At 55.6% G+C, this 14682-nt stretch carries 10 protein-coding genes and 5 pseudogenes; 7 read left to right on the top strand and 8 right to left on the bottom strand.

Annotated features, from left to right (window positions below):
* Window positions 1-25 precede the first annotated feature (25 nt).
* On the top strand, window positions 26-334 hold the full coding sequence (locus MO767_RS11670; RefSeq protein WP_282480610.1) for a hypothetical protein: 309 nt from the start codon (window positions 26-28) through the stop codon (window positions 332-334).
* On the opposite strand, the gene MO767_RS11675 is transcribed toward MO767_RS11670, so the two are convergent.
* Both MO767_RS11675 and MO767_RS11680 read right to left on the bottom strand, forming a co-directional pair.
* On the bottom strand, window positions 318-1592 hold the full coding sequence (locus tag MO767_RS11675) for a glucarate dehydratase family protein (protein WP_282480611.1): 1275 nt from the start codon (window positions 1590-1592) through the stop codon (window positions 318-320). The genes MO767_RS11670 and MO767_RS11675 overlap by 17 nt on opposite strands.
* Window positions 1589-2953: an MFS transporter gene (locus MO767_RS11680; RefSeq protein ID WP_282480612.1), complete on the bottom strand. Its 1365-nt coding sequence runs from the start codon at window positions 2951-2953 to the stop codon at window positions 1589-1591. Before MO767_RS11680 ends, MO767_RS11675 begins: the two co-directional genes overlap by 4 nt.
* 106 nt (window positions 2954-3059) lie before the next feature.
* On the opposite strand from MO767_RS11680, the gene MO767_RS11685 reads away from it, so the two are divergent.
* The 3 genes from MO767_RS11685 to cls all read left to right on the top strand — a co-directional run bounded on the left by MO767_RS11685 (window position 3060) and on the right by cls (window position 6267).
* Window positions 3060-3962 (top strand): LysR substrate-binding domain-containing protein, encoded by a 903-nt coding sequence (locus MO767_RS11685; RefSeq protein ID WP_282480613.1) that lies wholly within the window; start codon window positions 3060-3062, stop codon window positions 3960-3962.
* A gap of 255 nt (window positions 3963-4217) precedes the next feature.
* Window positions 4218-4778, top strand: coding sequence for a YSC84-related protein (locus MO767_RS11690; RefSeq protein ID WP_282480614.1), 561 nt, complete (start codon window positions 4218-4220; stop codon window positions 4776-4778).
* Between the two features lie 193 nt (window positions 4779-4971).
* Window positions 4972-6267: a cardiolipin synthase gene (cls, locus tag MO767_RS11695; RefSeq protein WP_282480615.1), complete on the top strand. Its 1296-nt coding sequence runs from the start codon at window positions 4972-4974 to the stop codon at window positions 6265-6267.
* A gap of 298 nt (window positions 6268-6565) precedes the next feature.
* Here the strand turns inward: cls and MO767_RS11700 are convergent.
* From MO767_RS11700 to MO767_RS11715, 4 genes and pseudogenes are all read right to left on the bottom strand, one after another.
* Window positions 6566-6721 (bottom strand): annotated as a pseudogene (locus MO767_RS11700) (cysteine hydrolase); the annotation flags it as partial.
* A 216-nt stretch (window positions 6722-6937) separates the two neighbouring features.
* The gene (locus tag MO767_RS11705) at window positions 6938-7297 is read right to left on the bottom strand and encodes a hypothetical protein (RefSeq protein ID WP_282480616.1); all 360 of its coding nucleotides are present in this window, start codon (window positions 7295-7297) and stop codon (window positions 6938-6940) included.
* 536 nt (window positions 7298-7833) lie between these two features.
* A pseudogene (locus MO767_RS11710) lies at window positions 7834-8634 on the bottom strand (GNAT family N-acetyltransferase).
* Between the two features lie 572 nt (window positions 8635-9206).
* Complete coding sequence (locus tag MO767_RS11715) at window positions 9207-10079, bottom strand: patatin-like phospholipase family protein (protein ID WP_282480617.1); 873 nt, start codon at window positions 10077-10079, stop codon at window positions 9207-9209.
* A 322-nt stretch (window positions 10080-10401) separates the two neighbouring features.
* Here MO767_RS11715 and MO767_RS11720 point away from each other — a divergent pair.
* From MO767_RS11720 to MO767_RS11730, 3 pseudogenes are all read left to right on the top strand, one after another.
* Window positions 10402-11040: pseudogene (locus tag MO767_RS11720) on the top strand (cytochrome b/b6 domain-containing protein).
* Window positions 11037-11819 (top strand): annotated as a pseudogene (locus MO767_RS11725) (molybdopterin-dependent oxidoreductase); the annotation flags it as partial. The pseudogenes MO767_RS11720 and MO767_RS11725, both read left to right, overlap by 4 nt.
* A 73-nt stretch (window positions 11820-11892) precedes the next feature.
* Window positions 11893-12144 (top strand): annotated as a pseudogene (locus MO767_RS11730) (pentapeptide MXKDX repeat protein).
* Between the two features lie 407 nt (window positions 12145-12551).
* Here MO767_RS11730 and MO767_RS11735 read toward each other — a convergent pair.
* Both MO767_RS11735 and MO767_RS11740 read right to left on the bottom strand, forming a co-directional pair.
* Window positions 12552-13694, bottom strand: a complete 1143-nt coding sequence (locus tag MO767_RS11735) for a sensor histidine kinase (RefSeq protein WP_282480618.1) — start codon at window positions 13692-13694, stop codon at window positions 12552-12554.
* A 240-nt stretch (window positions 13695-13934) separates the two neighbouring features.
* Entirely contained in the window at window positions 13935-14183 is a 249-nt protein-coding gene (locus MO767_RS11740) for a hypothetical protein (protein WP_282480619.1), read from the bottom strand.
* Window positions 14184-14682: the final 499 nt, after the last annotated feature.

Here is a 14682-nt window from a genome sequence, read left to right on the forward strand (position 1 = left end):
TGCCACGACTTCACCGGAGACATCAGTGCCGCCCCTGACCGCCCGCGAGGTTTACCAGCAATTGCGCGACGCCGCGCTGGAAGTTCGGCTTCTGAAGCGCCTCAACGAACAACCCGAGCCTGGCCAGATACAAGTCGAAATCGAGGGCTGGCGTCTGACCCTCGACTTCGATGGCAATCGCCTTCGTCACTGCCAACGTTGCCAAGGCCCGGACGGCCGCGAGGGCGTGTTCGACAGTTGGCAACGTTACGGCACCGATCCGGTCAGTTTGCTCAGCACCTGGGAGCTGGCGCAGATAGAGCGTTTGCTGACTGAACTCAAAAACGCGGTTTGACCGCCTTCCACTCCGGCTTGTAACGCTGCATCTGTTTCACGTCATCGCGCTGACGAATGCCGCACGTCAGGTACTGGTCATGCAGCTTGCCCAGTTGATCGTGATCCAGTTCCAGACCCAACCCGGGTGCGCGGGTGATCTTCACGCAGCCATCGACGATGGGTATTTTGCCGCCCTTGATCACCTCTTCATCCGGCTCCTGCCATGGGTAATGTGTGTCGCAGGCGTAATCCAGATTGGGCACCGCGGCGGCGACATGCGCCATCGCCATCAGGCTGATGCCCAAATGGGAGTTGGAATGCATCGACACGCCTAAGCCGAAGGTGTCGCACATTTTCGCCAGCGCCTGGGTGTCGCGCAGACCGCCCCAGTAGTGGTGGTCGGCGAGGACGATCTGCACGCTGTTCAAAGCAATGCTGCGGCGGAACTCATCGAAGTCGGTGACCACCATGTTGGTCGCCAGCGGCAGACCGGTGCGCTTGTGCAGTTCGGACATGCCGTCGAGGCCCGGCGTCGGGTCTTCGTAATATTGCAAGTCATCGCCCAGCAGTTCGGCCATGCGGATCGAGGTTTCCAGCGACCAGTTGCCGTTCGGGTCGATGCGCAACGGGTAACCGGGAAAAGCCTTTTTCAGCGCCTTGATGCACGACACTTCGTGCTCCGGTGAGAGCGTGCCGGCCTTGAGCTTGATGCTCTTGAAACCGTTGGCCTCAATCATGCGCCGCGCTTGGGCGACGATCTGTTCTTCGTTCAGGGCTTCTCCCCAACTGTCGGGTTTGTAGGGTGAGTCGACGTGCTGGGCGTACTTGAAGAACAGGTAGGCGCTGAACGGAATCTCGTCGCGAATCGCACCGCCCAGCAAATCCACCAACGGCACGTTCAACGCGTGCGCCTGCAAATCCAGGAACGCCACTTCGAACGCCGAATACGCGTTGCTCACCGCTTTGCTGGCATGGGAGCCCGGCGCCAGTTCCGCTCCGGCAATGCTCGCCGGTTTGTTCGCCGCCACCGTGGCCTGCACGATGCGGCGCAGTTGATTGAGGTTGAACGGGTCGAGGCCGATCAACTGGTCTTGCAGTTGCTGCTGGATCAACAGCGCCGGGGCATCGCCGTAACTTTCACCCAGCCCAATGTAGCCGTTGTCGCTTTCAATCTCGATGATCGAACGCAGCGCAAAAGGTTCGTGGATACCACTGGCGTTGAGCAGCGGCGGATCACGGAAAGCGATTGGGGTAACGGTGACTCGTTTGATTTTCAAGAGGCTGCTCCCTTTGAACCTGAACTCAAGGCTTGATGACTGGTGGATTTTTCAGGCGTTGCGACGTCGCCACGCGGTGCCGTGCGGGCGAAAAAGATCACCACGGCCGCGACCAGTGACGTGGCCGCTAAACCGTAGAGGCCGCCTTCGATGGAGCCGGTTTTTTGCTCCAGGAAACCGAACGCCGTCGGGGCGACGAAACCGCCGAGGTTGCCGATGGAATTGATCAAGGCGATCACGGCGGCGGCGATGCGAGCGTCCAGATAGCCTTGCGGAATCGGCCAGAACAATGCCGAGGCGGCCTTGAAACCAATGGCGGCAAAACAGATGGCAACGAAGGCGAGGATCGGCCCGCCGGTGGTGGACATGAACATGCCGAACGCGGCGATCACCAGGGTCAAGGCCACCCAGGCTTGCTGATGTTTCCATTTGCTGGCCATGGCCGCGAAGCCATACATCGCGATGATCGAAATGATCCACGGAATCGAGTTGAACAGGCCCACCTGGAAGTCGCCGAGGTTACCCATTTTCTTGATCATGCTTGGCAGCCAGAACGTGGCGCCGTAGATGGTCAGGGCGATGGAAAAGTAGATAAAGCAGAACAGCGCGATCTGCTTGTCGGCTAGCAGCTTGAACATCGACGGCTTGACGGTCTGTGTGGCTTCCCGGGCCTGTTGTTCCAGTGCGATGGCGTCAACCAGTGCGTCCTTTTCTTCGGCGCTCAGCCATTTCGCCTCGCGCGGATGGGATTGCAGCCAGAACCAGACAAATCCACAGAGCACGATCGAGGCAAAGCCTTCGATCAAGAACATCCACTGCCAGCCATGCAGGCTGAAACCGCTGACATTCAATAGCGCGCCGGAGACGGGACCGGAGATCACCGAGGCAATGGCCGAACCGCTGAGGAAAATCGCCATGGATTTGCCACGCTCGGTCGATGGCAGCCATTGGGTGAAGTAGTAAATGATGCCCGGAAAGAAGCCCGCTTCAGCGGCACCGAGGACAAATCGCAGGACATAGAAGCTGGTTTCGCCGCGCACAAACGCCATGGCCATTGCCGCCGCGCCCCAGGTGAACATGATGCGCGTCAGCCAGACGCGAGCGCCGTAGCGTTGCAGCAGCATGTTGGAGGGGACTTCGAATATCGCGTAACCGATAAAGAACAACCCGGCGCCCAAGCCATAAGCGGCTGCGCCGATGCCAAGGTCGGTTTCCATGTGGCTGCGCACGAAGCCGATGTTGACCCGGTCGATGTAGTTGACGATGAACATCACCACAAACAGCGGCAGCACATGGCGTTTCACCTTGGCCGCGGCGCGGGCGAGTACATTCGGGTCCGGCGGACTCTGGACGGTATTCAAGGGGCAACTCCCGATCATTGTTTTTTTAGGGACGAGCCGATCATGGACGCGCACATTGATCCCGTCTAATCTAACCTGGCATTCGATTGATACCGGATTTAGATCAATGTTCGAACTGACTCAACTGCGCTGTTTCACCACGGTGGCGACCGAACTGAATTTCCGCCGGGTCGCCGAACGGTTGAACATGACTCAACCGCCTCTCAGTCGACAGATTCAACTGCTGGAGCATCATCTGGGCGTCGAGCTGTTCACCCGCACCACCCGCAGCGTCGCCCTGACCGCCGCCGGCCGCGCCTTCTTCATCGAAGCGCAGAACCTGCTGGAGCGCGCCCAGCAAGCCGCCGTCACCGCCCGCCGTTTTGCCGAGGGCGACATCGGCTCGGTCAACATCAGTTTCGTCGGCAGCGCGGTGTATGAATTCCTACCCAAGGTCATCGCTGAAGCACGGCTCAAACAGCCGCATGTGAAAATCGACCTGACGGAGATGAACACCTACCAGCAGCATGAAGCCCTGCGTGCCCGTCGTATCGATCTGGGCATCGTTCGCGCGCCTTTGCTGGAGCCGGGATACGCCACCGAATGCCTGGTGCGTGAGCCGTTTGTATTGGCGGTGCCGAGCCGGCATCGGCTGGCGAGCGCAGACACCGTGTCGGTCAAAGACCTCGATGCGCAGCCTTTCCTGATGTACTCCCACGCCGCCTACCCGCCGTTCAACGAACTGCTGACCGGCATGCTCCGCTCTGCCCGCGTCGCCCCGGAATACGTGCAATGGCTCGGCTCATCGTTGACCATCCTGGCCTTGGTCAACGCCGGAATGGGCCTGGCCCTGGTGCCTCGCTGCGCCACCAGCGTGGTGTTCAAGAACGTGGTGTTTCGCGATATCGATTTGGGCGAAGGTGTGCAGAGCGAGCTGCATTTGATCTGGCGCGAGAACAATGACAACCCGGCGTTTGCAATGTTGCTGGAAGGCATTCGAAGGGCTGTGCGGGAGGGATGGGGCGTTTGAGTCTGTCGTTGCCTGGCGTTTTTTTGGGGTCATCGACCACTTTGCCTTTGACGACGAACCCGGCCCTTGCGCAGTGGTCCAAACATCTGATGGCATCGCGACTGATCAAAGGCCTTGGCCTGGTTCATTCAAAAGCGACGCTTTGCAATTCACACACATCAGGGTGCGCCGGATAACGTTCAGTAGGTTCGGATCCTGTCTGGTGCAGGTGCTGACTGCTGCTCCCATCCCCTGCTCCCTTACCGGAGTACGAAAATGACTCAGTCAATGCGCTTCTTCCTATCGATCTTCCTCGCGACAGCATCGTTGGCATCAGCGAGCCTCCTGAACACTGCAGGTGCGGCAACCGCCGAGGATCTGAATGCCGACTCCCGGCAAGCGTTGCAAACGCTTTACAAGTCCACACCCTCTGCCAAAACCATTTCGCAGAATGCCAAAGCGGTGCTGGTCTTCCCGAAAATCATCAAGGCCGGCCTTGTGTTTGGTGGCAGCTATGGCGAAGGCGTGCTGATGAAGGGCTCAAAAGTGGATAGTTATTACAACTCCGTAACGGGGTCGTGGGGGCTGCAGGCGGGCGCCCAATCGTACGGTTATGCGTTGTTCCTGATGACTGATAAAGCCGTGAATTATGTTCGTGAGACCAAGGGCTGGGAAGTCGGCGTGGGGCCAACCGTTGTCGTGGTTGACGAAGGGGTCGCGAAGAATCTGTCGAGTTCGACACTCAAGGACGATGCCTACGCGTTCATCTTCGACCAGCAAGGGTTAATGGCCGGGGTCAGCATCGAGGGAACCAAGATTTCCCTGATCAAGCGCTAAAACCCGTCCATCAAGGCGCCTTGCGTAGTCCGCAAGACGCCTGGACAGAGCGCTATCACCGTCCTCACCAAGAGGGGACCTAATGAATCTTCCAACCCGATGTAAGGGTGCATGCATTGCTCTGGCGCTATCCGTGGCTGTGCTCCTGACATTTGTGATTGGCTCCAGTGCTTTGCCGAGGATAGTGCCCGACATGGCTCGCGCGCCCTCTGCGCCAGTGCAACTTGACGGGATAAACGGACCTCTGTCAGCTGAGCGCAGCAAAGCCATTCTCGACCGACTCAAGTCCACCGGACCAGAGACCAACATCTTCGATGTGCACCTCGCAATCGAAGAATCCGTTGCCGGTAGCCCGCTAACGGAAGGAAACAAGATCGACTTGCTGCAGGACGGTCCCAGCACCTACCAGTCGATGATCAAAGCCATTGAAGCTGCGCGCGACCACATCAACATGGAGACCTACATCCTCGACGATGATGAAGTCGGTCAGCGTTTCGCCGCCGCACTGATCGCCCAGCAACACAAAGGTGTACAGGTCAACCTGATCCGTGACAGCGTCGGAACCCTTGGAACACCCCCAGCGTTTTTCTCTCGATTGACCGACGCGGGCATCAAAGTGCTGGAGTACCACCCAATCAATCCGGTGACGGCCAAAGCGGGCTGGGACGTGAACCAGCGCGACCACCGAAAGCTGCTGATAGTGGACGGCCGTATTGCCTTTCTCGGCGGGATCAACATCAGCAGCGTCTATTCGGGGGGCTCGTTCAGCACTCACTCGAAGACTCGCCCAACGGGTGATTTACCTTGGCGCGATACCGACTTGCGCATCGAGGGGCCCTTGGTTGCGGACCTGCAGAAGCTGTTCATCGGAACCTGGACGACCCAGAAAGGTGAACCACTCGCGCCTCGCCGCTACTTTCCGCCACTGGAGCGCAAAGGCACCGAGGTGATTCGCGCCATCGGCAGCTCGCCAGATGAGCCGTTCAGCCAGATCTATGCGACGTTGATTTCGGCGCTGCGTAGCGCGCAGACCGAGATATGGCTGACTAATGCCTACTTCGTGCCCGATCCGCAGTTGTTGGCGACACTCAAGGAGGCGGCAGCACGCGGTGTCGACGTCAAGCTGGTGCTGCCCGGCAGCACCGATTCGTGGCTGGTGTTCCATGCCGGACGCGCCTATTACAGCGAGCTGTTGGAGGCCAACGTCAAGCTTTACGAACGCCGTGATGCACTACTCCACGTCAAGACTGCCGTCATCGATGGCGTGTGGTCGAGTGTCGGTTCCACCAACCTCGACTGGCGTAGCTTCCTGCACAACGATGAAGTCAACGTCGTTGTGCTGGGCACCGAATTTGGAAAAAAGATGCAGGCGGCATTCATGGCTGACCTGGCCAAGTCGAACGAAATCAAGCTGGAAAAGTGGCAGCGCCGCTCGCTCGCTTTGAGAGCCAAGGAGCAAATGGGGCGACTGTGGGGATACTGGCTATAAGTCGAGTGGCGCGGTTGCGAATGAGCAACGGAGCTCTGTGTGTTGCGCAATGGAACTGTAAGTAAAGGTGCAGTGCCTTGTGTTTGTAACGCCCACGTTTCGCAATCCATTCAGGTTGAGAGGTGGAATTCATGAACAACATCATCTACATCGTCGGGGTAGTTGTGATTGTCGTGGTTATCCTGTCGTTTCTTGGGTTTGCATAGAATCGAAGAGCGTCTCGTATTGACAAGGCTGTGCCCCGCACCGCGAGGTACAGCCTGGTCGCGCTTGACCTATTTGGCCTTTAGAAACTCCACAGGTTCGCCGCCATGCCCGCCAATATGATTTGCGACACGCCGTGCTTGCGCGGCTGCAGCGCCAGGTCATTGGTTTCCGGGCCATAAATCATGTGCGGTGAAGCAATGATGGTTTTGCCGTCGAGGATGTAGGGCTTGTACTCGGGCATGAAGTCGCCCCAATACCTGTGGGAGCGAGCTTGCTCGCGATGAACGATTACACGGCATCCCGGACCTGACACAAAACCCAATCACCGGCCAGCAGCGGCAACAAACACCGGGAACCTGTGGCGAAGGACCGTGCTCCCGCTGGGCCGCTCAGCGCCCCCCCAAAAAAAGGGAACAACTGCCCAACTCAACGTCAGCTACCCACTCACCACAGCAGACCGCAGTTACGCAGGCGGTTCAATTTTGTCCAGCAATCGGTTTGCCGTGATTTCAGCCACCATGACGCTGTTGGAAATGCCCAACAGGGAATAGCGCGAGCAACCCTCAAGGAGGTCCACCAACTCGTGGACCATCACATCGATCGAGGCCAGGGTTTCGACCAGAAAAACCGCCAGGGTTTCGGTCGTGGCCTCTGGGTCTACGTAAAACAGAGTGCTGCGAGTTCGCGGGGTGGCTTTGATGTCGGCAATCGACGGGAAGTGGTAATTGAGAGCCCGCTCGGCGGCTTCGTTGAGTTTTTTTGAATCGGGTTCGTACGGGGAGACCGGATCGGTGTCCGGCGGGTTGGGTGTGACCTTGAACATAGTGAAACTCCTAGAGAAATGGAGCTGCCACCATTCGCTGCGAAACGATAAAAGGTGGCAACTGTACGCGGGTTCGCAGACCAGGACTCTAGGAACCCGGCAGACCCTAAGGCCTCCCACGCACAGCCGCCATGACATGAATAACAGACCTAACGAAGCGTCTGCTCACGGACGGTAGACGTTGTGCGTCTAGAGTTTACCCAGGCTGCGAAACCCGATCACTGATGGGCAGTGACACGAATCAAGTTACCGAGGGCCCCCAAGGCGCACAAGCCGGCGGATTCTGGCGCAGCCGTAGGCAACGGCGCAAGGTTTTGTAGCTTTCAGGACGTAACCTTGATGGCGCTTAAACAAGCACGCTGTGGAGATGTTTAATAATCTGATGCACGCTTCTTCCGCGAGGTGAAACCTTGAGAAAATCGTGGACGCATCCGACATATTTTTAAGGTTGAGCGTCGCAGGTGTGGTGGGTAGTGTGAACTCTTGAATCAGTCTGATTCCGGCCAAGAGCGGACGGTCGTGTTCAGCCGTTTATCTTAGTTATCTGCGAGGCGGTACAGTGCTTGGGTATGAGATGTCGTCAACCCGGCACGTTGCAGATTTCGGCGACTTTGGGAGCTGGCCAGCGCGGTCGCGGCGATCAAGTGGCAGCCATGCTTCTTTGCTTGCTCAATTCGATGAGATATCAGTGCTCCATGGTAGCCAAGGCCCCGGGCATCCTTTCGGGTGGCAGCCGTTCCAAGGTAGGCAATGCCATTACTGGCCAAATACATTGAGGCTCCTGCCACGACTTTCCCATCAGCCTTCAGGACGCAGATTTTCAGACGTCCGCTCGACGTCTGCTCTGCGAAGGATGCTTGATTCAGCAATTGGTACTCTGGTTTGGTATGAAAACCGCCCGCATGCACATCTGCGAACTGAGCAAGAGTTTTGGACGTGACTTCCTCGATTTCGAATGAGTGGCGACTCAAGACCACCTTCTCGATGGCACACGCGAATTGCAAGTGAGTCCAGCCCCTCAAACGCTCAAGCTGCGCTTCGCCCACAAGTGAGTACTGCCCCAACGCGGAAGGTTTCCCGATAAAGGGAGTTACGACCGAATGTTCCGCTGAATCTTTGAGCAACTTCAACAGTGCCTAAGGATCACGGGCGCTGTCGCCGTAGATGCGGTTGAACATTGGGCTAGGTGATGCGTTCATCTGAAAGCACGGAAAGTCTCCGTTGGAAAAAACACGTGCGCCATAAGGATTTCCACTTATCCCTGCCAAGTTCTGAACACGCGAACGCAAATACTCGCTTTCTGCGGCTTCAATCTGATGTGCCAGTTCAACATCCATGTAAGTCGTCCTTTTTTGAAGATTTCCAAGGGAGGGAAAGCGCATCGAACAATACGCTTGCGCCCAAGTACGTACCAGTAGCTGGCTCTGCTTCACCGGCAGCTTTGGGTCGATTCTGTTGAAAAAGTCGGCCATGGTTTGCGTCGCAGAAAATTACGCGTCCGAGATTGAAATCTTTACTTTTGGCAGAGGCTTCCGGACTCGGATTTCACGTAGCAGCGTGCAAAAAAGGCGTTTTCACCAGTCAATGAACAGGCAGTTTAGGCTGGCCGACTTTTCCAACACAAAAGGTCGGAAGCTGCCACTCACTATGGTTACTCTAAGAGCGCCAGGTGTGGGGCCCTCACAGAGCACGAGGCATACCTCCCATGCGTGACGTCTACGAATCTAAAACTACTAACTCTGATTATAAGTTGAACACTAGGTGCTCAGACGCGAACTGGTCAATTTTAAATATCGGCTCGCAACCTTCCACATCAAGTGAATAGGCGGCGCACGTGAACCAACCATTCAGCGCCAGCGTCATCCACCGTCGCATGCAATCGGTCGATCTGCCTTTTGCGAGGCGAAGATCACCCTTCACCAACATGATGAGTATGGGCGAGTAACGAATCGGGTATCCCATCGCGCATCAATCCGCCCTCTTCTATCCAGGCTTGGGTCGACTGATAAGCACGTTGCAGCAGTTTATCTGTCTGGTTGAAATCGAACACAGAAGCGTCCAGTGGGCACAGCGGCGGCACTACATGGATAGCTGCACGCGCCTTGTACAATTCGATGTCACGCACCAGTTGACGCATGCTCATCAGGTTAAGCGTGTGCAAGGCTAGCGCAACGAGTCCACTGGGCGGACACGGGCAAGCACAACCGAACCCGGTGGGCAGAACGACAACCCGTGTTGCTCCCAATGCAACTGCACTGGCAATCGGCGTGTTGCTGGTTACTCCGCCATCGACCAAGAATTTTTCTCCGACTCGTACACTTGGAAACACTAGCGGAATTGCAGCACTGGCGAGCAAAGCCTGTTCAGCATTACCACTGGACAGAAGTTCTTCGGCACCGCTGAGTAGATTGGTGGTGACAATATGCAGGGGTAGCTCAGTATCTTCGATTAATTCGACCGGCAGAGATCTGCGCACTAAACGATGCAGCGCCGAAGCACTCAGCAGGTGACCGCGACGATTCAGAATGCCCTTGAAGGTGTCGAGTGCCGAGAACGGAAACACATCCGACTTACGTAAGCTGCGCCAGAAATCCGCAAGCTCGCCCACACCTTTAGCATTCGGTCTGGCTGCGAAGTAGGCACCGTTGATGGCTCCGACCGACGCTCCAACCACCAGGTCGAATGAAACCTCAGCCTCAACTAGCGCCTGTAACATTCCGACCTGAACCGCACCAAGGCTCCCACCACCAGCAAGTACAAGAGCAGTTTTAACAGTTGGCATAAACGTACCCTCACGGATAACCCCCTCCTGACGTTAAGCCTAGCTGGCTGACGACCTTGGCTACGAGAATGATTTTGACTCGAAGTAAAAAACTCGATGCTGATTCGAGCTTTGAGCCCAAGCTTCAACGTGTTCGGTTTTTTCATCCAAGCGTCGATTTATCCGGATCAAGTCAAGGTTTTCGGATGGAGGCTACCTGCCTGAGAGACATATTGGACGTACGGTACGCTTCGCCCACCTTGAAGGGAGGCATCGTGTTTTAAGTTAGCGTCTACACTCGATCAAAAGGTTATGACGTTATTCAGATTTGGAGCCTCCTCCAATGCAAGCTGCACCTGAAACGACCAGTGCTGCTCCTGTGGATTCACAAAGCAGTCATCCTGCCTGGTTGAGATTGGCCCATTGGCTGAACGCTTTGGCGGTGTTGGTAATGGTCACTAGCGGATGGCGTATATACAACGCCTCTCCCCTTTATGATTTTAATTTTCCCAAGTCGATTACCCTGGGTGGCTAGCTGGGGGGCGCGTTGCAATGGCATTTCGCAGCAATGTGGATGTTGGTCGTAGTTAGCCTTTTCTACGTACTTTTCAATCTTTTTAGCGGCCGTCTGTCGCGACGTTTTTTTCCTGTATCACCCAAAGGCTTTTTTCATGACCTGTGGTCTGCACTCCATGGGCGATTGGGTCATGACGATATTGGCCACTACAACCACGTGCAGCGTGTGGCGTATCTGTTCGTGATGCTGGACATCACAGTCCTGGTGATTTCCGGCTTGGTCTTGTGGAAGTCAGTACAGTTTCCGCTACTGCGTGAACTGCTGGGCGGCTACGACAGCGCTCGGCATGTTCACTTCATTGCGATGTCTCTGTTGGTGGCTTTCATCGCAGTGCATTTGGTGATGGTCGCACTGGTTCCAAAGACGTTATTGGCCATGATTGTCGGCCATAAGGAGCGCGTATGAGGAAGCGTGAGAAAAGCCCAGAGCTGGATGAGTCGTCCATTTTGAAGGATGCACGGAAAATTATTTCGCTCCAGGTCGAAGATCGCTCACGACGCTCCTTCCTGATGCGTAGCTTGACCTTGGGCGGTGTCGCCATGCTGTCCGGCTGCAATATCACCGATAACGATCACGTTGAAACGGCTCTGTCCTCCATGTCGCGCTTCAATGATAGGGTGCAGGGATGGCTGTTCAACCCCAACGCCATGGCGTCGACCTATGCCGAGTCAATGATCACCCGGCCATTTCCGTTCAATGCCTTCTACGGCATCGACGAAGCGCCCACCGTCGATGAAGACACCTACCGATTGGAAGTAACCGGCATGGTCGCCGACACGCACAGCTGGAATCTTGAGGAACTGCGTGCCATGGCACAGACCGATCAGATCACCCGGAACATCTGTGTCGAGGGCTGGAGCGCCATCGGCCGCTGGGGAGGCATCCGCTTCAGTGATTTCCTCAAGCGCGTTGGGGCCGACACCGACGCAAAGTACGTCGGCTTCAAATGTGCCGACGATTACTACACCAGTATCGACATGCCCACCGCACTGCATGCTCAAACGCTACTGACGCTGACCTACGACGGTGCCGTGCTGCCGCGTGAATATGGTTTCCCAATGAAGCTGCGCATGCCCAGCAAGCTTGGTTATAAGAACCCAAAGCACATTCAAGCGATTTTCGTCACTAATACCTATCCGGGTGGTTACTGGGAAGACCTGGGCTACAACTGGTTCGGTGGCAGCTGCCGCCCATGGCAATCCCATTGCGCAGCCCGGACTGCGCTTATTCGCAACCTGAGTCTCAAGGAGCTTCACTATGAAAAGGTTAACTACTGCAATCCTAGGTATTTGCTTGGCAGTGGGCGTCGCAACTGTGTATGCCGATGACACGATGAGCAACGACACTATGAAAAAGGACTCCATGTCCAAAGATGCAATGCAAAAGGACACTATGAAAAAGGATGAAATGCACAAAGACTCAATGAGTAAGGACACGATGAAGTAAGATTCCATGTCCAATGACAGCATGAAAAAAGACGACATGAAAAAGAATGACATGTCTCAGTAAAGCAGAGCATCACGGGGAAATTATACTGCGTCTGGAAGACCCACCTCGGCGGGTTTTCTCATCTCCCAGCGCCTACTTGTGCACGAGGGCCCGGCGATCAGAAAGGCTTTGGATTAAGGCTTCAAACGTGGGGCGGCACTATCACGTTATATCGATGATGGCGCCGTCCCCATTGTGTTATTAATAACCAAGGCCTTCATGCTGAGCTGTACCCAGATCATAAGGCCCTCAGACAAGCACCTACCGTATCACCCTCGCCAAAACACCTGCGTAGCTTCAACGCTCGCCAGCCCAGGCCCCCCACACTGAATCGCCCCTAATTTCGTAGACTCTGAACGACAGCATTTGGCCGTTTTCTGTCCGTCGCGAGAGGCAGAAAACGACCCGAAGCTGCCTCTCGAATGTGTCTACGGATGTAGGGGCGGCTCAGTAATTGGAAGCTTGACTAGAAAGGTGGTGCCTCCACTCGAGTCAGAGCTGACATCGATTGAACCGTTATGTGCTGCCACGATCTCTGACGCGATGAACAGGCCCAAGCCCAGCCCCTCTGTCGGCCCGTGATCAATTGCAGATCGCTGAGAGAAACGACCCATAGGGTTAAATATAAACGGGAGAATGTCCTCTGGTATGGGCTCACCACTGTTATGGACGGTGAAAATAGCGCAGTCTTCTGAGGTCTCTAACTCCACCTTGATAGGGAGTTGATTATCTCCATGCTGTACAGCGTTGCTGATTATGTTCGAGAAGACTTGTTCCATTCTGGCGCCATCGAATTGCCCTTGAACTGGAGTCTTCGCGTCGAACAAGACCAGGGCCTTTGGATGAAACGCTCGGATTTCTTCGACAACACGTTCGCAAACGTGCGAGAGATCTATATCCGCCGTTTTGACAGGAATGCCTGGGCCCATTTGGCAGCGTGTTAAATCAAGTAGGTCTCCAACAATTTGGCTCGCTCGCCGCACGCTTGTATATATTTGATTGGCAACCTTGGTAGCCCGGGCTCCGGCCCCTTCTGAGCGCCTCAACATATCGGCACCCAGCAAGATCGCTCCAAGCGGGGTGCGCAGGTCGTGGCCGAGAATGCCTAAAAATACGTTGCGTGACGCCTCCACCGCGCGTGAGTAACTGGCGATGGATTCGGCGAGAGCCTGATCGATGGCCTCGTGGAATCGGGTCATGTCGTCGACATTAATCGGCGTGCCATCCTTCACTTGCCTCATCCATTGACTGACGACACTCGTTCTCAGTGCTCGATATTCCGACACCATTTGATCGATCGTGAAACCTGCCATTAACCGCGTCATTGCATGAGTTTCAGCGGCGGTTTCTTCATCATCTGAAGGGGCTTGGCCTTGAGACTTGGCAGCTTGCTCTCGCTTCGTCTGCTTTGTTCGCAGGTCAGTTACAATTGCCTGCAACATCTGTTCGGCATGATCTCGCAGAGCTTCACTTTCGAGGTCCGCACCCGGCGTCTCAATGGTTCTGGCGAAATCTTCCCAGGCCTGCAGAATCGGCTCAAGGTTCTCAAGAATGAAATCGGACAGGCGCATGTCGGTGATCCTAATGGGAGGCGATGCAGAGGCCGGCAAGAAAGCGAGGCTGCGCAGATACGGTGTGAACGGGTGTTCAGCAGTGTAGGAGGTTGTTTATAGCTTTTAAAGCGCGGTCCGTATTAGGCCCGCTTTGTCGATACGCATGATCAAGGCGTCGCCAGCTTTGACACTGACCCTGATTTCTTGCGTCCATTGCCTAGAGCACCCCTCCGAAGTTCGCGCCGAGAGCGTGTGTGATCAGAACGTGAGCCCGAAATGGGCTACTTCTGCGCCGAAAAAGTCATCGGCCGGCTTTTCGTCTATTGAAATACGGATCGCGCAATCATTTCCTGATGAGGTCGCGGCCAAGATGACGAGATGGGCATCAGATGTTTTTGTAAAACCAAAAAGCCGCTCTTGGGGAACAGTGGTGATCTCTTCCGGAACGGATGCCGTTTTGCAGCCTGCTATTAGAGCAAGTGTTAAAAGGAAAGTGACGTACTTCATCCTATTCCTCTACGCAGTTTCTTCTGTCCAGCTGACGCTACAGCCCTAATGTCAGCGACTTCAATCTCTGCTCCACGATGCTGTCAAAATGGTCTGATAACAGTTCGCAGCGCTCTGTGGACAGGCCGTCACAGCATGTTATTCCGAGTATGAACCCCTGGGCTTTAGCGCCGCTTTTAACCGCGAGAATCATTGAGCCTGCGAGTTCGATCTCGCGGAGAATCCTCTCAGCCTGCCGCTTTATGGGCTCGGGCAAATCGTTTGTAGCTTCTCTCGTGGCTTTCTCCACCAGCGCTTACGATCGAACAACAACAAGAGGCACCAGTTCGCTCTGAAAGCATGGACCAAAGGTTGCTCCAAGAGTTTCGCTGGTTCATATCAAGAGATCTTCACCCGTCGACCAGCCATAGTACTGCTGCTTCCGACAAGAGCTCAGCTGCTGCCGCTCTTGACAGGCCGCTTCTGGCCGATTTTTGTCTGTCACCATGGACCGAAACCG

It is taken from the genome of Pseudomonas sp. UYIF39 (genome assembly GCF_029963765.1).
GTDB lineage: Bacteria > Pseudomonadota > Gammaproteobacteria > Pseudomonadales > Pseudomonadaceae > Aquipseudomonas.